Raw genomic sequence first — 19,492 nt, 5'->3', positions numbered from 1 at the left:
TGCGGGGGGCAACGTTCTGAGGGGGCGCAGGGGCCGTGTCGAACATCGACGAGCGTGTCCGGATGGCCGTGGAATGGCTGCGCGGCAGCCAGATACCGCATCTCAGCGGGGGTGCGGGCTGGGGCTGGATACCCGATGTGCCACCCAATCCGCAGAACACCGCCGAGGTGGTCTGCGTTTTGCATCGCGCCGGTTGCGAAATTCCGCGTGCCGCAAAGGTCGCCATGTTGGTGCGGGCAACGGTTGTGCAACGGCCGAACGGCGACGAATGGTACTTCCGTACCCCGATCGATGTCGCGTGGCGCATCCGCGCGCTGCGCTGCCTGGAGGTCGAGGAGTCCGATCCCGATCTGGCCGGAGCCGTGCGATCCCTACTGGACCAACAGGATTCCGAAACCGGGGGATGGCGTATTTCGGGTTTCCTCGGCCCGGTATCGATCACCGCGACCGCCGCCGCCGTCGAGGCGCTCATCGGTGACGACGGCTTCGACGGTGAACGGCACCAAGCCATCTCGCGGGGCATCGGCTATCTGGTCTCGGCGATGTATCAGGACCCACGTTTCCTGCCGATGTACGCGGCGGCTCACATCGCCACCGTGCTCGCTCGCCCCGAGATCGTCCGGATCGGTGACAAGCGCGCCGAGCGGGCGTGCGCGCTGGCGGTCAAACGGCTACTGACCGGGCTGCGCCGAGGTGAATGTGAGATCGAGACCGAGATCTTTCGTCGTGACGATCTCGTCGACACCTGGCGCCATCTCACGCTGCATCTGGCAGTGGGTGCGGTGATATCCGCCGACAGCCGCACCATTTTCGATCCCGCGGTGCGTGCGGCGATCGTCGCGCTGCTGGACATGCAGGAGATGGATGCGCTGGCCATCTATCGGGGCGGATTCCGCATCTCCGACCAGGGACCGGTCACCTCCTACGCCACCACGCAGGCGCTGGAAGCCCTGCTGCAGGTGCGGCCGGCGATCAACGAGCGAGTGAACCCGGCGAAGGTGTACGACGAGATCTGCCGGGCCGACGGTACCCACCGCACCGATCCGCAGGCGATCGCCTCGGTGCGCGGCCACCGCATGCTGATGAATTCCACTGCCGGAGAAGCGTTGTTGCTGCTCGGCACGGCGGCCGGTGCCACGGTATTCGCGTTGGCGGTGGGCTTCGACACCGTATATGGCGCGATCGGCAGCCGGGCTCTGGTGGTGTGGGGCACGGTGCTCATCGCCTTCGGCACCTACTGCGGGCTGGCCACGCGCTTTCCGCGACTACCGAAAAGGCGGGTGGCGAGCGCGGTATTCGCCGCGTTCACCGCGCTCGTGTTGCCGGTGGTCACCTATCTACTGGCCTAGGCGTAGGCCTAGGGCCGCCCCGATCGCCCTCATGATCGCCGTGACCTGCATGTGGGGTACCTCCAGCGCACTGCTGGCGGCACTGGCGGCCCCGACCACGGCGGGTCTGGTCGCCCTCGGCGGGGCGGTGCCGCTGCTGGTTTCGGCGCGGCTGCGCGGACAGCACCCGTGGGCCACGCTCACCGCCCATCCGGCGTTGTACGTCAAGTTGGGCGTGCTGGAGGCCGCGAATCTGGCGCTGTATGTCGCGGCGCTGCGGGTCGGCCCGCTGCCCGTGGTGGTCGCCCTGCACCTGACGGCGCCGGTGTTGATCATCGCCGTGGCGCTGCTGCGCGGGCGACGGGCGGCAACGTTTGCGGTACTGCTCGAACTGCTCCTGGTCGCGGCGGCGATCTGGCTGGTCACCGGACATCACACAGGCGGTACGGCGGCCGGATCGGCCGTGGCCGGATGTGGACTGGCGCTCGGCAGCGCCGCTTGCGTGGCGATGCTGGTCAGTGTGATCGCGCGGCAGTCGGGGCCGCACCACGCGACCACCTCCGCGGCACTGCAGCTGTTGCTGGGTGGGGTCGCGAGCAGCCCACTGCTCGCGTTCGATCCACCGTCGGCGCCGGTTGCGGCCGAGCTGGCCGCAGTGGGCGCCACGCTCCTCGGGCCTGGATTCGCGCTCTATTGGCAGGCACTGCGGTGGCTCGACGCGGCGACGGCCAGCGTCGTCGGGCTCAACGAGGCGGTGGTGGCCACACTGGTGGGGGCGGTGTGCACCCAGAGCCTGCCCACCTCCGCGACCGCCGCCGGGGGCGTGCTCATTCTGATCGCGGTCGGGCTAGAGCAGCGTTCGGCGCCACGAAACCGTGTGCCGCCCTGACGAAGTCACTGCAATCCGATGGATCCTTGTTGCCGCGCGAGTCGTCGACGCCGGAGTTGACATCGACCCAGGACGGTCCCACAGTATCGATCGCCGCGGTGAGGTTGCGCGGGTTGAGGCCCCCGGCCAGCATGACCGGGAATTCCGATCCGGCGAGCAGGTCGACGATGCGCGCGCTGATTGACCAGTCGTGCGTGCGCCCGGTTCCGCCGAGCCGGTGTGTAGACCGCGAATCGAGCACTACCCCATCGCAATTCGGCGCCGCCCGCACGGCGGCGCCGACCGCGTCCGGCCCGGTGACGTGGACCGCGCGGATCACCCGCAGCCCGGCCGCGCTCCGCCGGACCGCGCGCACGGTGTCGAGCGAGATCAGCCCGTGTAACTGGATGCAGTCCACGCCGATCCGGTCGGCGAGGCGCAGTATCGCGCCCGGATCAGTTAGATGGGTGACCAGCACGCGCTCCATCGACGACGGCACCAGCCGCGATAACCGCCGGGCCCGTTCGACGCCGAGTTCGTCCTCGCTGAAATGCGTCGTACCCGAAATGAACCCGGCCGCATCGGCATCGGCCGCAACGACGGCCCGGAGATCGGATTCGCTCCGGATACCGCAGATTTTCGCTCGGATGTTGATCATCGGCACACGATACTGCCCAGACTGTGCCCATCCGGCGGGCTGCGTCGTTATTGGGTGCACCCCCAGTATGAACACTCTCGGCGCGCTGGAGCCGGAGACCGTTGCGCGGAAACCTGGCGCCATTGTGAACTCACGCCCCTGGGCAACGGTCGATGCCCGGTCGCGTCGTGCTCGGCCGATCGAAAATGGAATCGACACGCGCCGTACGGGTTTCGCTGGCGTGCCGCCTGGTCTCGATGCGCTGGCCGTGCAGTGTGCAGGCGGCGATACCTCGCCCGGAGGGCCTCAGTGTGTTCGTGCGCGTCGTGGGGCGACCGCGATCGGGGCGGGCAGCAGTGCGGGTGGCTTGCTGAGCCGGCGACGTCCGAGCGCTTTGCCGGACTCGATGACCACCGGGACGATCAGGGACCAACCGAGGCACGCGAGCCACTGCCCACCAGTCAACGACGTGGTCATGAGCAGGTCCTGGAGGAAACCGAGCTCGACGGCGAAAACCGTCACCACGACCGGGATCGACAGGATTTTCAGGGCGCCCAGCAGCGGTGGGGCGAAGCCGGATTCGGGATCGCGGCGCATGGCGAGTCCGCTGAGGATCGAACCGAAGGACAACACCACGAATGCCATGGTCATCGGCACATTGGCCGTGGTGGTACTCAGGTTGCCGGGGGCGAGGAGCATGGCGGCCAAGGTGACGGCGAACTGTAGGAAACCGTAGGCCAGCCACTGACCGAACGCAGTCCGGTTGGCGATCGGCACGGACGGGTCTCGGGGCGGCTTGCTCATGAGGTTCGGCGCCGGCGGATCCACCATGATGACCGCCACCGGGAACAGCGTGATGAAGAAGTGCTGGAAAAGCACCATCAGCGGAGTGAGCGCCACTCCGTCGTTGATATCGAAGACGCTCGCCACCAGGAACAGCAGAACCAAGGAGAAGAGTTTCGACATCTGATATCGGATGTAGGACACGATCTTGTCGTAGATATCGCGGCCGAGGCGGATCGCGGTGATCAACGTCCCGAAGTTGTCGTCGGTGAGCACCATTTTGCCCGCCTGCTTGGTGACCTCACTACCGGAGCCCATGGCAACCCCGATATCGGCCTTTTTCAACGCGGCGGCATCGTTGACGGCGTCACCGGTCATCGCCACGACCATGCCACTGTCCTGCATCACACCGGCCAGACGGAGTTTGTCCTGGGGGGTGACACGGCCGAACACGTGCAGATCCGGGAGTGCCGCCGCCAGATCCTGATCGGTCATCGCCTGGAGCTCGGCACCGCTGATCGCCCCCGGCCCCAATCCGAGTTCCGCCCCGATCGTCGATGCGGTGATCACGTGGTCACCGGTGATCATGCGAACGGCGATACTCGCTTCGTGGGCGGTGCGCACCGACTCGATCGCCTCCGGGCGCAGCGGATCGATGATGCCGGCCATTCCGACGAAGGTGAGGTCTTCGACGAAGGACATGGGGTCGGACTCCGCGTCCTTCTCGCGCCCGTCGAGGCGGCGTGCCGCGAAGGCCAGCACCCGCAAACCCTTCTCCGACATGGTCCGCATGGCCGCCGCCAAATCCTCCCGCACCTCGTCGATCGGCACGGCATGCCGACCCGGTCCCGGTACGAAAGCGGTCGCGCAGCGCGCCAGGACCATATCGGGCGCGCCTTTCACCAGTTCCACGAATTGCGTGGCGTCGTCGACGCGCAGATGGTGGAAGGTCGCCATGAACTTGTAGGCCGAGTCGAACGGCACCGCGGCGACGCGTGGATACCGTTGCCGGGTGAGCGGGGCATCGACACCGAGCTTCGCCGCGAGCACCACCAGTGCGGCTTCGGTCGGGTCGCCGACGATATCGCCGGCATCGGAGACGGTGGCATCACTGTCGAGGCACAACCCATAGGCGAGCAATGTGAAGTCCGGGGTGGCCTCGCCCGCGACTCGGGTGATTTTCCCGGTCTTGCTGTAGCCCTCGCCGTCCACGGCGTACCACCGGCAGTGGAAGAACAGGGACCGTACCGTCATCTGGTTCATGGTCAGGGTGCCGGTCTTGTCCGAGTTGATCGCGCTGGTCGCACCGAGTGTCTCGACGTCGGTGAGGTTCTTCACCACAGCCTTCGCGTCGGCGAGTTGGCGGGCACCGTAGGCGAGCATGGCCTGAACGAAAGTCGGCAGCCCGGTCGGAATCGCCGAGACTCCCATCGAAATGCCCAGCAGCAGTACCGTTGTCGTCTCCTGTCCGCGCAGCACTCCGATCACCACGATGATCGCCACCGCCGTCCACGCGATGACACCGAGCACCTTGGTCAGGGAATCCAGTTCACGCTGGAGCGGCGATTTGGACGGGGCAACCGCAGAGAGCATCGAGGCGATCCGGCCCATCTGGGTGTACATGCCCGTCTCGGTGACCACGACGGTGGCGGTTCCCCGGGTGACCGAGGTGTTCTGGTAGACCATGTCGCTGCGATCGCCGAGGGAGGTGTCGGCAGTGCCCAGAGTGTGCGGATCCTTGCTGACGGGAGCGCTCTCACCCGTCAGGGCCGCCTCTTGGGTCTCCAAGGTGGCGGATGTGATCAGTCGGCCGTCCGCGGGGACGATATCGCCTGCTTCGAGCCGGACGATATCGCCGGGGACGAGTTCGGTGGCGTCGATTTCGGTCAGTATCCCCTCACGGATCACCCTGGCCTGCGGTGACTGCATCCTGGCGAGCGCGTCCACGCTCGCGCGGGCCTTGGCTTCCTGGCGTGTGCCCAGTACGACGTTGAGTATGACGAGGACCGCGACCACGATCGCCGTCGATATCTCACCGATGACGATGCTGACCACGGCTACGGCGATCAACATCAGATTCATCAGGTCCTTCGATTGCCGCAGTGCGATCATCCACAGCGACGGCGAAGGTTCGACGGCAATCTCGTTGGCGCCGTACTGCGAGCGGCGTTCGCGCACCGAACCGGTAGTGAGTCCGGAGTCCCGATCCGAGGTCAGGGCGGACACAACGGATTCGACGTCCTGCGCATGCCAACTCGTGGTCTCTCGTCCGGAAGCGATCAGTTGCTCGTGGTGCGGGGGCGCGGTGCGTGCGGAGGCCATGGCGCTCTTCCTTTCCGGCCCGGATCTCAGTAGGGCGTCGGAATCCAATGGAGTGGTTGCCTCGGCGTCTCGTAGCCGTGCGCGCTCTGCCGCTTCGGCAGTACGACCTCAGGGTGGTCCAGCGGTTCATAGGGGACCTGGCTCAGCAGATGACCGATGATATTGAGCCGCCCGCGTTTCTTGTCGTCGGTGACCGCGACGTACCAGGGCGCCCAGCCGGTGTCGGTGAGATGGAACATCTCATCTCGGGCCCGGGAGTAGTCATACCAGCGGCTGTAGGACTTCAGGTCCAGATCCGACAGCTTCCAGATTTTCCGGGGGTCGTCGATTCGGCTCTGTAGTCGCAGAGTCTGTTGTTCTTCGCTGACCTCCAGCCAGTACTTCAGCAGAATGACTCCCGAGTCGACAATCGCGCGTTCGACCGCCGGAATCAGCTGGAGGAAGTGCTGCGCCTGCTCGTCGGTACAGAAGCTCATCACCCGTTCGACCCCGGCCCGGTTGTACCAGCTGCGGTCGAAGATCACGACCTCCCCGGCGGCGGGGAGATGGGGGAGATAGCGCTGCACATACATCTGGGACTTCTCACGCGCCGTGGGAGCGGGCAGCGCTACCACCCGGAAAACTCGTGGACTCACTCGTGCGGTGATCGCTTTGATGACACCGCCCTTGCCGGCGGTGTCGCGGCCCTCGAATACGACGCAGATCCGCGCGCCGGAAACCTTCACCCACTCCTGCAGTGCGACGAGCTCGGCCTGCATCGGCCGGAGCAGGCGGCGATACTGCCCGCTCTTCATCGGCGTACCGGACTTCCCGTCGCCCCCTTCCGGCAGCTGTCCGGAACCGGGCGGCGGGTGGCCGGCCCGGGCCGGGGCCGTGCCACCGGATTTCTGGATCTTGTGTTTCTTGTTATGGCTACCCTTTCCCACGTCCAACCTCTCTCGGGTTGTTGGAACGGCCGACCCGGCCGACGGGATCAGCGGGCCGCTCGATCACCCGGTGGACATCTGCGGAGGCGGTTCATCGAGCGGACCGACAGGACTCCCGCCGGACACTCCACCGCAGCGCCTGGTGTCTTCTTGCGGCTGATCTGCGGCTCGTCGGCGCAGCGGCCCAGTTGTGCGGACAAAGGACGAGTCCGCGATGCCGGCGCTGATCTCCTGCCGAGCCGCCTTCTCGACGAGTAACGGCACAAAAGCACGTATCCGGCCGTCCGCGAATCGCTTGTGAATACTGCGTACCGTGAGTTCTACCGCGGGAGGCGGGACGGACGGGTACCGAGTGATCAGTCGTTCGATCACCTGTTCGACCTGTAGCAATTCATCATCGCCGGTCATTTGATAATCCTCGGCCCGGTCGGGAACCGCGGTCAAGGCACGAAATGGGCGCAACCCGGCTGGTAGGCGGTGCAGCACCACCGGAGCGCGGATCGAGGCGCCGCCTGCCGCCTCGTCGCGGTTCAGGGTTCTGGTTCCCATGTGGTCACGGCCCAGATGACCACCACGCTCAGTGCGATGATCACGACGGACCAGATGGGGTAATAGGGCAGTGACAGAAAATTCGCGAGAGTCACCAGCGCTGCGATGCCCAACGCCGAGTACCGTCCCCATACGGTGCCGAACATCAACCCGATCGCGCAGATCAGCGCGACGACGCCCAGCACGAGGTGGATCCAGCCCCATATGGTCGTGTCGAATTTGTACATGTAGTCGATGTCGGTGACGTAGAAATCGTCGCTCACCAGTGCCGCGACACCCTGCAGCACCGAGACCGCTCCCACGATGAGGAGCATGATCGCGGCGATGATCGAGATCCCCGCCACGAAGCTCTGCTTCTGAAACGGCTCTGCCTCCGGTATCGGCCTGTTCGCAGCCGACCTGCGATCGGTCATGTCAACCCCTTACCGATTCGGACAATGGATCACTGGGAATTCGATGCGGCGCCGGATGCAGACTTGGGTCATCGAGCGTGCAGATCTACGCCTGTTGATCCTCGATCCCACGGCGCGCGATGCGGGCGCGATCCCGCGGCTGTGCAGCCAGCGGCGGTACACATCGAAGTCGTAGCCTTTGTCCGCCCACAGTTGTCTACCCACGAAACGTCGCAGCACCCCGATGAGCCGATGCGCCTGTGCTTGCCCGATTACAGCGGCCCTGACCCCCAGCCCGGACTACGCATCGGTCGTCGCGCCCGACGCTCTACCCGTACACGACATTGCCGCGCACCTGCCCGTCGCCGAAGGGCTGTACCACCGCGCCACGAACACGACCCGCACCACCGCTGCTTATTTCAGGAGTACCGGCAGGTGGTCGTGCCCGTTTGCGATGAGACCGGGTACCGTGCCGAGTTCGTCGGGGGAAACGGCGAGTTTCATGTGCGGGAACCGCTGGAAGATTGCGGGAAGGGCCACCTGTGCCTCCAGCCGTGCCAGGGGCGCGCCCGGGCAGCGGTGGGGCCGTACCCGAAGGCCATGTGGTCTTTGTTCGTCCGTGTGGGGTCGAACTTGTCCGCGCTGTCGCCGTGGATCTTGGGGTCCCGGTTGGCGCCGGCGGGGCAGGTGAGTATCAGATCCCCTTCGGTGATCGCCACGTCGTCGAGGACGAAATCCTTTACCGCATAGCGCAGCGGGACATGCGCGATCGACGGCTCGAAACGCAACGCCTCCTCGATCACATCTTCCCAGCTCAGACTGCCGTCGAGCGCGGCGGCCCGGTGGTCGGGGTTGGTAAGTAGCAGATAGATCGTCTGGTCGATCAGGTCCACTGTCGTCTCGTGCCCGGCGTTGATCGTCAGATAGAGCGACCCGACGAGTTCCTCTTCGGTGAAATCCTTTTCGGGATCGTCGGCGTGGGAGATGAGCGTGCTGGTCATGTCCTCACCGGGATTCTCCCGACGATACGCGACGAGGTGCTGCAGGAGCCCGATCATCTCCTCATAGTTGGCCGCGGCTGCCGCTTCGCTCGCGGCGATGTCGAAGATGCCGTCCACGCATTTCCGCAGTGGCCCGATCAGGTGCTCGGGCACTCCCATCAGCTCGTTGATCACACGTAGAGGCAGCGGATAGGCGAAATTCTCGCGGATGTCCACAGGGTGGTTCTCCGGCGCGGCATCCAGACCCGTCACCAGATCATCGGTGATCGCCTGGATGCGGGGCTTCAGCGCCACGGTGCGCCTATTGGTGAACGCTGGCGCCACGAAGTTGCGGAGCCGACGGTGTTCGGATCCGTAGGCGGTGAACATCGAGCGCGTATTCACCCAGTTGAGGAGAGGAAAGTCATCGCCGATCTCCCCATTCCGGAACGCCGGCCAGTGTTGGCGCGGGTCTTTGGAAACCGCGGAGCCGGAGAGGATCTCCTTGAATATGGCCGCGTCGGTCACCGACCATGCCGGCACTCCGCCCGGGAGCACGACCTTGGTGACCGGTCCTCGCTCCCGGATGCGGGCGATCTCACCTTGAATGTCCGAACCTTCGGGATCGAGGACGATGGGGTCGGTGTCGTTGTCCATGCGAACTCCAATCTGACCATAAACCGGCGGGCGGCGGCTTGTGTTTTGCCACCTCGGCCTCTGGGGTGCTCACAACGTTAACCGTCGATTCCGTTTGGTCCCTACCGTTTTCCGGCAAAGGTGCGACGTATATCGGCAAGCGGTGTGTCGTGAGAGTGAATCCCCCGGCGAGTCCGGAGACTTACGGGTGTGACAGCTCAGCAATTCGCTGTTCGGAATTTCGGCAGCAGTGGCTCGACCAGTGCCCACAGATTGTCCGGGACAAGGCGTTTCAACAACTCGTCGGCCACGGTCGGACAGCATGCGGCACACATGATTTCGACACATGGGAAACGAACCCTTGGGCGTGAGAGACCGTCTTCGATCTACGCCCCGAACGATGGGGCGAAGATGGCAATCGGCCGAGTGGTCGACGGGGGTAGCTGGACGATTCCGGCGCCGTGGGTGGCATTGTCGAGGAGCTCGGCCGTGACCCGGACGCCGGTGAGTTGCTCAGCGAGCGCGAGGTTTTCGGGGATGCCGGGGCCTGCTTGCTCGTCGTCATCCAAGTCGAATCCGGCGCGTGCCATTGCATCAACCAATGCGTCGGGGGTGCTACCGGATCGGTTGTGAGGCCATTCGAACCGAGTCCGCAGCTCGCCGTCTTCCCACCAGGAGGAAAGGCGGTGGCCTTTCATATTGGTGAAATGGGAAACGATCCGCGTTCCAGCGGAGGCCGGAGCCATGAGCTTACCGAGAGTGCCTGCGAATCCATTGATCTCCACAGCCAATGTCCACGGGCCGTCGCAGCAGCGAACGGACATCGCACCCATGAGCATGACCCGGGGTCGTGCTCGCCCGACGCCCAATCCAAATACCGCTGGTGGAAGGTGTCGAATCCCTGAATGTCGCCTGCGGGTTCGGCGCGCAGTCGGACCAGGAACTCGGCCGGTGTCATGTCCCGGACCAACGTCAGGCAGTACACCTCGCGCAACGCGCCACGCTGGTAGCCACGGAACCACGCGTAATCGGCTGCGGAGGCACTCGTGGGGTCCATGCTGTCAGAACCCTCCGACCTCTCCACCACCAATTTCATGGTCACGCAGGTGACGCAGCGATATGAGACACCCAGTTGGGGGTGTCCGCATGCAGTGACCGTGTCAGCAGCCCCCCTAGAGTGACAGTTTGGGGTGATGCGACATCTTCGCCTGAAACACCGGGACAGAGCAAGATCTTTCGAACTTCGGATAGGCGGCACGATCCGCAGTCAGGCCGTAGCGACGGTGGCCGACGATCCGTGTCCTGAGACGGGGGTCACAAGATCTCGAGATGAGATCTGACACGGCCCTGTTAGACTCGATATCACCAATTGCGAGTCGCTGGACGGCCCTTCCCGCCTTCCAAGCCCGAAGCCGCTGATTGGTTCTTGTGAGCATGCGCATTTCGTATGTGACTGCACGCCGCTGTGACCAGGCACTGCCGCCGGGTTCTGTTGCGGCACTCCGACTTGTCTGTCTCTGAGGGGGACACACGTGACCCGTGTTCAAGCACCTGAGTTGTCGTTTTCCACTGTCGTACCTCGTGAACACGTCCATCGATCAGCGATCAGCGAGGTGTATCTCACGGACATCCTCTGCGAGCGTTATCCGCGCTTCCGGCTCGGGATTCAATTGCCGCGCCAGCACAGTTATTACAGCGACCACGTGGCCACTGGGGCGGCCAGCTATGATCCGCTGCTGTTGCTCGAATGCTGTAGGCAGGCTTCGATTCTCATTGCACATCGCTACGTCGGTGCCGAGATGGACGAGAAATTCGTGTTCAACACAGCCACGCTGTGCATCACGGAACCGGCCGGTCTTGTGGTGCGTGATTACCCGGGCTACGGCATCCTCGATGCCGCCATCACTGCGGAGAAGCAGCGGGGGGACCGGGTCGTCGGCATCACCCTTGCCATCGATATCCAGCTTGATGACCGCACTGTCGCGACCATGAGGATGGCGATTCAGTGGATGCCAGGTGGCGCCTGGGACAAGATCCGCACCCGCGGTCGTGCCGCACTCGACCTGTCTGCCGATCCGCCGCACGCGCTTGCACATAGGGCCGCACCGGAATTCGTGGCCAGAGGTGATCGGGAGAACGTCGTTGTCGGTTCAGTGCACACGCAGTCGACGGCGTTGACTACGGAAATTGTGGTCGATCAACGCCATCCGAGCCTGTTCGACCATCCACTCGACCACATCCCTGGCGCGGTGATCTTCGAGGCGATGCGTCAGACCGGACTGCTGTCCGCCTACGAGTTGTTCGGGCTGTCGCCAGGCCGGTTGTCCACGGTGATGATCAGCGCCGACTTCCAGCAGTTTGGGGAACCGGAATTGGCAACCTACGCCACGGCCACACCGTTGGGCGTCCCCGGGGATCGGGGGTGAGTTTCGCGATCGACGTGCGGCAAGGTGATGCGGTGATCACCGCAGGTGAGGTTGCGCTCGGCCGGGTGGGCCGATACCACGACACGGCAGGGGAGGTCCAGTGACTGCGGTGTTCCTCGATTTTGGCGGGGTACTCTCCCCGCCGATCGAAGAGCTTTTCGAGGATTATGAGCGCAAGACCGGAATCGCGCCCCTCGAACTGAAGTGGGCGATGCAGCAGGTCGCCGATGACCTCGGGGTGCCGATGCTGGCACCGGTTGAGCTCGCGATGATCACCGAGGCCGAGTGGGTCGATCGGATGCATGCCGCATTGCTCGCCCGCGATCCGTCGATCGATCTCAGCCGTTCCGAGAGCGCTTTTGGTCGTCAGTGGTTCGCCGGTCACCGGGTGAATTCTCATATGTCCCAATTGGTTTCGGATTTGAAGGCGCGTGGGTATCAGGTCGGCATCCTGACCAACAACGTTGTGGAGTGGGAGCCGTACTGGAGGGCAATGGTCGGCCTCGACGACGTCGTCGACCACATTGTCGATTCCTGTCGGGTCGGTGCCCGCAAACCCGATCCGCGCATCTTCGAACTCGCAAGGCAAATGACCGGACTGCCTTCGCACGAGTGTTATCTGGTCGACGATCTCGCCGAGAACTGCGCCGCCGCCGTCGCCGCGGGCTGGCAGACAGTCCGGTTCGTCGATACCGCCCAGGCGGTGACGGAACTGGAGGAGCTGTTGGGCCGGATCGTCGTCGCGCCCACGATCAGAGGAGCGTGAGAGATGACCGAAACACATTCCGCTGGAACATCATCCACGGATAGTTTGGCACGGCCGGGACTGCTGCTGGCTGCGGTGCTTGTCGCGGTGCTAGTGGTGCCGACCGGTGTCTCGGGCACCGGTGTAGCGCTGCCCGATATCGCCGCCGACCTCGGCACCGCGCCGAGCGCACTGCAGTGGGTAGTCAACGGCTTCAACCTCACCTTCGCTGCTTTCAGCCTCGTTGCCGGCTCGCTGGCAGACCACCTGGGGTTGCGGCGCGGTTTTCTGCTCGGCACCGGATTGTTCGGCGCCGCGTCGATTCTCAGTGCGGTGGCGCCGGTGATCTTGGTGCTGGATCTGGCGCGTGCTCTGGCCGGGGTCGGTGCGGCCACCATCTTCGCCTGCGGCGGTGCGCTACTGGGTACCCAGTTCGACGGTGCGGCCCGGACCAAGGCCTTCGCGCTGTTCGGCACGGTGGCCGGCGTGGGACTTGGCTTCGGCCCTTCCCTTTCGGCCGCGGCCATAGCGTTAGTCGGCTGGCCGGGCATGTTCGTGGTGAACGCGGTGCTGATCATCATCGCGGCAGGGCTTGCGCTGCGCTGCGGTGTGGTGGATGTGCTCGCGGCGCACCGGCCGCCGATCGACTACCGAGGTGCGCTGCTGTTCGCCTCTGGTCTGGCACTGGTCATCGCGGGCATCGTCCAGGCGAGCGAATGGGGTTGGACCGCGCCCGGAACGTTGCTCGTCGAGGCGGCTGGACTGGGCCTACTGGCTTTGTTCGTTGTCGTACAACGCCGTTCAGTGAACCCGCTGCTTGATCTGAGTTTGCTGGCCGATCCGATCCTGATCGGTTTACTCCTGGTGCCGGTGGCCGGTGCCGTCGGATTTGTCACGCTGCTCACCTATCTGCCGACTTTCCTCGCGTCAGTATGGCAATTATCCACCGCGACAGTCGGTTTCGTCATGTTGATCATGACGGTGCCGGTGATATTCGCCCCCATCATTGCGGGCAGGTTGTCGCATCGTGGTGTGTCGCCGCGGGTGATCTTGACGGTCAGCGTCGCACTGTATGTGCTCGGTACCGTCTGGCTGACCGTAATCGGAACCGACCGCTCGATCGTCACGCTGGTCGGACCACCAATTCTGTTGGGCGCCGGATTCGGTCTCGGTGTCGGCCTCGTCGACGGCGCGGCCATCGGCTCGGTCCCGCCGGCCAAGTCGGGCATGGTATCCGGATTGGTGTCTACCGTCCGTCTTGGGAGCGAGGCGGTCGTGGTCGCGGTATACGCCTCGGTGATGACCACACTGGTGGGCAGTCAAGTGCACAAATTGTTGCCGTCGAGCCTGCCCGCCGAGGTAGTGGACGATGCCACGGCCGCCACTGCCTCCGGCGACCTGGCCCGCGTCGACGCTGTCGTCGACCCAGCACTGCTGCATCAGGCCTACAACAACGCGATTCACCCAGCGTTGTGGGCGCTTGCGGCGACTAGCGCGGTCTTCGTACTGCTCGTCGGAATATTACTGCGCCCCAAGCGGACCGATACCGCGATACTCGACCCTCTTAGGGAGAAACTGTCATGACCCTATCCCTCCCCGCGACCAGAGTCGCGGTCACCGATATTCCGCATTTGGACACCCCCGATCCGTTCGTGCGCAGACTGCCGACCGAGCCCGACAACATACCGCGCATCGAATTGCCCAGCGGGCACACCGCGATCTGCCTGTCCGGCTACGCGGACGTGCGGGCCTTGATGTTCGACGACACCGCGAGCCGCGCTCTGTGCAATGTCGACGGCGGACCGTCGTTCATGCCGACAAACTGGGCGCCCGAGGTGCTGATCAATCTCGACGCTCCAGTGCATGGTGTTATGCGCCGGTTCGTCTCGCACGAGTTCAGTGCTCGCGCGATGGCTGAATGGGTGCCGATCGTCCAAGGTCTAACCCTTGCCGCGTGCGCTGAATTCGAGCATGCCGACGCTCCGGATCTGGTCCGGGATGTGTTCACCCTGGTGCCCGCGCAAACCGTGTGCACTCTGCTCGGCGTGCCGCTGGAACGGGCCCGCTGGATGAACGGCCTCGGACGGATCGTGCAGCGTGCCGACCGTGACGATATCGACGGCATCGGCGAGGCGTGGGGGCAGCTGTGGGGTTGGGTGGAGGCGCTGATTGCCGGAGAAGCCGAGCATAACGACACCGGCCTCATTTCGATCTACAAACGCCGTCGAGCCGAACGGGAGTACGCCACCGACGTCGATGCCGGTCTGCTGGCGGGCACGCTGATGGGGGTTATTCTCGGCGGGGACAACAATGTCGCCACTATGCTCAGCAAGACCACCTATGCCGCGCTCGCGCACCCGCAGCTGTACCGGCGGGTGACCGCCGCCCCGGAGAGAGAAGTACCCAAGCTGGTCGAGGAAATCTTGCGCCTCATGCCACTGGGCACACCGGGCAGTTTTCCGCGGCAACTGGTGAATCCGCTGTCGACTTCGTTCGGTGAACTGCCCGCAGGCCGCATCGTCTACCCGCATATCAACGCAGCCAACCGTGACCCTGCGGTGTTCGCCGACCCGCTGGCTATCGATCTGGACCGGCCGCCGAACAAACATCTGCAGTACGGATACGGCATGCACCGTTGCATGGGCTCGGCACTGGCGCAGATGGCGTTGATCACCGTGTTGCGCACAGTGGTGTCGCGGTATCCGAGTCTGGCGTTGGCGGCGCAGCCAGAGGAGGTTCCTTGGGACTTCGGCATCGGGCTGCGGCGTCCGTCCGAGTTGGCGGTGACGCTGTGACGGCTATGGCCGGAGTGCCGATTGAAGCGGGCGCGCTGGTGCGGGACTCCCCGAAAGATCGGTAGGCCATGCCCAGAAGGCAATGGATCGGCGGGAGCAGCGGTTTCGATGAGGAGAAGGGCGTGAAAGATGGCGGCGCAACAGGTGGACCAGCATTGTGAGGTCGCGGTGGTTGGTGGCGGTCCTGTCGGAATGCTGCTGGCGGGTGAGCTGCGATTGCATGGCGTCGACGTCGTGGTGATCGAATCCAAGCTGGAGGTCAGCAGACAACCGAAGGCGGGCACCTACCACGCCAGGGCAATCCAGACGCTGGCGCGGCGCGGAATCTTGCGCTTCCCGCTCGGGGAAACCGATCACACCAAGATCTCCCGAGAGCCGTTCCAATTCGCCGGATATCCCTGGCTGGGACTGCGCACTGCGGCGGTGGAGGGCCCGGTGATGATCGGCCTCGCCCAGGCCGATCTGGAACGGGCACTTAGCGAGCGGGCCGCGACGCTCGGCGTCACTATCCGCCGGGGACACACCGTGCGTGAACTGCACAGCATGACAGACGGCGTCGTATTGACGGTCACCGACGAGGACGGCGTCGAACGGTCGCTGCGAGCAAACTACGTGGTCGGGTGCGACGGCGCGCGCAGCATCGTGCGCACGCACGGTCGGTTCGAGACTGTCGAGTACCCGCCGACCATGCGCGCCATGCTCGGCATGGCTCGGCTGCCCCATCCCGAGCAACTACGGCCTGGCTGGCAACAGACTCCGCGCGGGTGGACCCTGTTGAACCTCAACCGTTTCGGGTCCTCTCGTATCATCACTTTCGAATTCGACGGCCCGGATGCGGATCGGCGCAAACCGATCACGGCGGCGGAATTCGGCGCGGCGGTCGACCGGATCGTCGGTAGCCATGTCGAACTCGCAGATCTCGAATACACCAGTCGGTTCAATGATTTCAGCAGGCTCGCCCGCAACTACCGCGATGGGCGATTGTTCCTGGCGGGCGATGCCGCGCACGTCCACTTTCCGCTCGGCGGCCAGGGCCTCAACACCGGGCTGCAGGACGCGGTGAACCTGGGCTGGAAACTCGTCGCGGTGCTGCGGTATGGCGCGCAATCCGCCCTGCTGGACACCTATATGGCTGAACGGCAACCGGTGGCCGCTCAGGTGGTGGACAACACGAGGGTGCAGTCGATGCTGATGAACCCACGGGCCGAACACAATTCGCTACGCGCGTTCATCGGCGACCTGCTGAGCAGTCCGGACGCACACGACCGGGTGGCCGATGTTATAAACGGCGAATCCCTGCGCTATCCGGCCACAGAGGATGCAGGGCAGCATGCGGGTTCGTTCTTCCGGAACCTCACCCTCGACACCACAGACGGGCCGATTACGGTTGCCGAACTACTCACTGCGGGGCGTTCGGTGCTGCTGGTCAGCGCGCGGGAGGCGGCGCACGCCGATACCGAGCTGCATCACGGGCTGATCGATGTGGTCCTGGTCGAGCGGATACCCGAGGACCTACCGCCCACGGTGCTGCTGCGTCCAGACGGATACGTGGCTTGGTCAGGCAGTCTGAGGGGCGGGGCCGCTGGGCTTCGCGAGGCAGTTGTGCGATGGTTCGGCGCGCCTCTACCAGCGGCGACCCGTGAGCTCTCATGACCGGGGCGGGCACGCGCGCATCTGCGGAGCTGCCGGCGGTCGGTTGCGATCCGATAGGGTGGGCGGTCGATGGGCGCGGTATGAGGGAGGGGGAGCGCAACTTGGGTGAGGGGGAGTGGCTTGTCATCGACACTCTGTCTGACACGCCAACGGTGATCGCGGCGGGTTCGCGAGCGCGTAAGTGGCGACCGCTCGCAAACGTGTATCGAGGCTCCTCGCTGGCCATGGTGCAGAAACTGGTCGGGGTGGTCGTGGACAATCTCAAGGACTCCCAAACCCTGGTCGATCTGACGCCAGGAACCCGGCTCGCCTACGCCCGCCCGATTCTCGGACCGCAGCGGCACGTGCATGCGGTGATGGTGTGGCTGGGCGCTAAGGAGACCAACCCGCCACCGCCGCCGCGCGCCATCGGGTGGACCTGGGAGCTGCGCGACGGGTTCCCGGAGCCCGTGACGTCAGCAGGTGTCGCCAGTTTCTATGGTCTTGCGGAGGACCGGGATCCGACGCTCACCGAATTGCTGTCCACCGCAACCGGAGTGAGCGAACTTGTCGACCTGCTGGCCGCAGTGGAAGGCATCGAGGAGGGGCAGGTCGGCACGGGCGAACTCCCGATCATTCGGCCTGACGGTCGGATCACCAGGGTGCGTTATGCGTTCCGTTGCGTGCGTGGTACCGACGGGCTTGCCATACAGGGAATTTCACACGAACTGGCTGACCATGTCGAATCACGCGGTGAGTCGCTGCCGGCGCGGATCTTGTCAGCGGTCGGTTCAGCGGGCGAACTGTACCCCGCACTCGTGCACCGGGTTTCAGGTCGTGTCCTCGCCTGGCTGGCGAAACCGCCGGTCCACCTGCCTCCCGCGGTCATCCGCGGCGTGGCAGCAGCCCCTGTCCCGCAATACTCTGCTGTTCTGCCGGGGTTGCCGGAATCCGTTGCACTGAGCATCTTCTGATATCGGGAAATCTGATCGTGAGGGCTCCGCGATGACCGGTATGGCTGCGCCAATGTTCCTTGACGAGGCACCAGACGGTGAGATCCGGATGGTGCAACTGTTTCGAACCGCCGCCGTCGAATCGAACCCGATGCGCTCGCACACCTCGCCCCGGTCGGCGGCAGATCTGGGATGACCAAACCCGCAGCGGTGCAGACGAGCGCGATGCTATATCGGCCTGCGGCGATCTGTGCCGGAGTGGCGCTGGAGAGCTACGACTGGGTGCTGTATGCGCTGCTGGTCAATTACTTCGCGGTCACATTCTTCGGCGGCGATATCGAAGGTTCTCTGGTGTACGGGTTCGGGGTGTTCGCCGCCGGGTTTTTGGCGCGGCCGATCGGCGGGCTGGTGGTGGGGCGGCTCGCAGACCGGAACGGACGGCGGGCAGCGATGCTGGTGTGTATTGCGTTGTCTGGTGTGGCGAGTCTGGGAATGGCCGCGCTGCCGGGCATTGCGATCATCGGTGCCTGGTCACCGGCGCTGCTGTTGGTGCTACGGCTGCTGTTAGGGTTCGCGCAGGGTGGTGAGTTGCCTGTCGCGCAGACCTATCTCTACGAGATGGCTCCGGTGTTGCGGCGCAGCCTGTTCGCAAGCATGGTCTACACCTTCGCCGGACTCGGAAAGCTCGTCGCCAATCTGATCGCGGTCGGATTGGTCGCAGTGCTCGGCGCTGAGGCGGTATCTCGAGGCTACTGGAGAATTCCGTTCCTGCTGGCCGGAATCGCGTCGGTGGTCTTCTTCGTGTTTCGGATGCGACTGCCTGAAACGGCGGAGTTCGAGCACATGTCGCGCACCACGGCACCGATGTCGCTGTGGCGGGCCCGCCGTGAGCTTGCACTGCCGATGTTGTCGGTCGTCGGGTTGACCGCAGGGGTTACCGCCGCCTTCTACCTTTGGAGCGCCGTACCGAGCAACTACGCCATCAGTGTGCTGCACCTGAGCGACAGCTCGGTACTGCTCGCCACGTGCGCTGCGACCGCGGTATTCGTGATCGGACTGCCGCTGTTCGGTCTGTTCGGCGACCGGATCGGTGCGCGCACAGTGCTTCTGGGCGGATCGGCGGTCATGGCAGCGGTGACGGTGCCGCTGCAATACTGGCTCGACCGTGCGGGGGTCGCGACCTACTGGTTCGTGGTAATCACCGGAAATATCGGCCTTGCGGCCATGCTGTCGGTGTTCCCCGCAGTGGCCGGAAGCGTCGTCCCCACCCGGTATCGCGCTGTCGGACAGGGACTTCCGTATGGAGTGACAGTCGCGGTCTTCGGTGGCACCACGCCGCTGCTGAAGCATGCCACCGGCAATAACTCCCTGGGCTTCGCCGTCTACATCACGCTGCTTCTCGTGGTCACCGCGGCGACTGTTGCGATACTTCCCCCCGCATCCGACCATCGCCGCAAAGCCGATCTCGGTCGACAGAGCTCGCCCTGGTCGCGTGTGCGCCAGGCGTGGCGGTAGACCAG

At 64.7% G+C, this 19,492-nt stretch carries 14 protein-coding genes and 2 pseudogenes; 9 read left to right on the top strand and 7 right to left on the bottom strand.

All coding sequences use genetic code 11. The features are described 5' to 3' along the window. Positions 1-35 precede the first annotated feature (35 nt). Together LKE06_RS24215 and LKE06_RS24210 are read left to right on the top strand one after the other, a co-directional pair. Positions 36-1,349 carry a prenyltransferase/squalene oxidase repeat-containing protein gene (locus tag LKE06_RS24215; protein ID WP_228001662.1) on the top strand — a complete coding sequence of 438 codons (1,314 nt, stop codon included), beginning with the start codon at positions 36-38 and terminating at the stop codon, positions 1,347-1,349. A gap of 31 nt (positions 1,350-1,380) precedes the next feature. Continuing rightward, positions 1,381-2,217, top strand: a complete 837-nt coding sequence (locus tag LKE06_RS24210) for a DMT family transporter (protein WP_228001661.1) — start codon at positions 1,381-1,383, stop codon at positions 2,215-2,217. Here LKE06_RS24210 and LKE06_RS24205 read toward each other — a convergent pair. The 7 genes and pseudogenes from LKE06_RS24205 to LKE06_RS24175 all read right to left on the bottom strand — a co-directional run bounded on the left by LKE06_RS24205 (position 2,156) and on the right by LKE06_RS24175 (position 10,478). After that, on the bottom strand, positions 2,156-2,854 hold the full coding sequence (locus LKE06_RS24205; protein WP_228001660.1) for a phosphoribosylanthranilate isomerase: 699 nt from the start codon (positions 2,852-2,854) through the stop codon (positions 2,156-2,158). The two genes, LKE06_RS24210 and LKE06_RS24205, sit on opposite strands and share 62 nt — an antisense overlap. 285 nt (positions 2,855-3,139) lie before the next feature. Continuing rightward, positions 3,140-5,938 carry a cation-translocating P-type ATPase gene (locus LKE06_RS24200; RefSeq protein WP_372477422.1) on the bottom strand — a complete coding sequence of 933 codons (2,799 nt, stop codon included), beginning with the start codon at positions 5,936-5,938 and terminating at the stop codon, positions 3,140-3,142. Positions 5,939-5,964: 26 nt separating this feature from the next. Continuing rightward, positions 5,965-6,768: a polyphosphate kinase 2 gene (gene ppk2, locus LKE06_RS24195; RefSeq protein WP_228001713.1), complete on the bottom strand. Its 804-nt coding sequence runs from the start codon at positions 6,766-6,768 to the stop codon at positions 5,965-5,967. A 318-nt stretch (positions 6,769-7,086) separates the two neighbouring features. Further along, positions 7,087-7,272: pseudogene (locus tag LKE06_RS24190) on the bottom strand (three-helix bundle dimerization domain-containing protein); the annotation flags it as partial. Between the two features lie 122 nt (positions 7,273-7,394). Then, a complete protein-coding gene (locus tag LKE06_RS24185; RefSeq protein WP_228001659.1) occupies positions 7,395-7,826 on the bottom strand; it encodes a DUF7144 family membrane protein in 432 nt (143 codons plus the stop codon). 479 nt (positions 7,827-8,305) lie between these two features. Then, positions 8,306-9,442 (bottom strand): cytochrome P450, encoded by a 1,137-nt coding sequence (locus LKE06_RS24180; protein ID WP_308188430.1) that lies wholly within the window; start codon positions 9,440-9,442, stop codon positions 8,306-8,308. Positions 9,443-9,807: 365 nt separating this feature from the next. Next, positions 9,808-10,478 (bottom strand): annotated as a pseudogene (locus tag LKE06_RS24175) (DUF6461 domain-containing protein). A 475-nt stretch (positions 10,479-10,953) separates the two neighbouring features. Here LKE06_RS24175 and LKE06_RS24165 point away from each other — a divergent pair. From LKE06_RS24165 to LKE06_RS24135, 7 genes are all read left to right on the top strand, one after another. After that, positions 10,954-11,847: an AfsA-related hotdog domain-containing protein gene (locus tag LKE06_RS24165; RefSeq protein ID WP_228001657.1), complete on the top strand. Its 894-nt coding sequence runs from the start codon at positions 10,954-10,956 to the stop codon at positions 11,845-11,847. A 100-nt stretch (positions 11,848-11,947) separates the two neighbouring features. Next, the gene (locus tag LKE06_RS24160) at positions 11,948-12,613 is read left to right on the top strand and encodes an HAD family hydrolase (protein WP_228001656.1); all 666 of its coding nucleotides are present in this window, start codon (positions 11,948-11,950) and stop codon (positions 12,611-12,613) included. Between the two features lie 3 nt (positions 12,614-12,616). Beyond that, a complete protein-coding gene (locus tag LKE06_RS24155; RefSeq protein ID WP_228001655.1) occupies positions 12,617-14,176 on the top strand; it encodes an MFS transporter in 1,560 nt (519 codons plus the stop codon). After that, the gene (locus LKE06_RS24150) at positions 14,173-15,387 is read left to right on the top strand and encodes a cytochrome P450 (protein ID WP_228001654.1); all 1,215 of its coding nucleotides are present in this window, start codon (positions 14,173-14,175) and stop codon (positions 15,385-15,387) included. Before LKE06_RS24155 ends, LKE06_RS24150 begins: the two co-directional genes overlap by 4 nt. A 129-nt stretch (positions 15,388-15,516) precedes the next feature. Then, a complete protein-coding gene (locus tag LKE06_RS24145) occupies positions 15,517-17,040 on the top strand; it encodes an FAD-dependent monooxygenase (protein ID WP_228001653.1) in 1,524 nt (507 codons plus the stop codon). A gap of 101 nt (positions 17,041-17,141) precedes the next feature. Beyond that, the gene (locus tag LKE06_RS24140; RefSeq protein WP_228001652.1) at positions 17,142-17,993 is read left to right on the top strand and encodes a GAF domain-containing protein; all 852 of its coding nucleotides are present in this window, start codon (positions 17,142-17,144) and stop codon (positions 17,991-17,993) included. Positions 17,994-18,164: 171 nt separating this feature from the next. Continuing rightward, positions 18,165-19,487, top strand: a complete 1,323-nt coding sequence (locus tag LKE06_RS24135) for an MFS transporter (RefSeq protein WP_228001651.1) — start codon at positions 18,165-18,167, stop codon at positions 19,485-19,487. Positions 19,488-19,492 lie beyond the last annotated feature (5 nt).

Source organism: Nocardia australiensis, from assembly GCF_020733705.1.
GTDB classification, from domain to species: Bacteria; Actinomycetota; Actinomycetes; order Mycobacteriales; family Mycobacteriaceae; genus Nocardia; species Nocardia australiensis.
The sequence above is the reverse complement of the archived record's forward strand: the minus strand, read 5'-3'. Positions and strand labels throughout refer to the sequence as shown.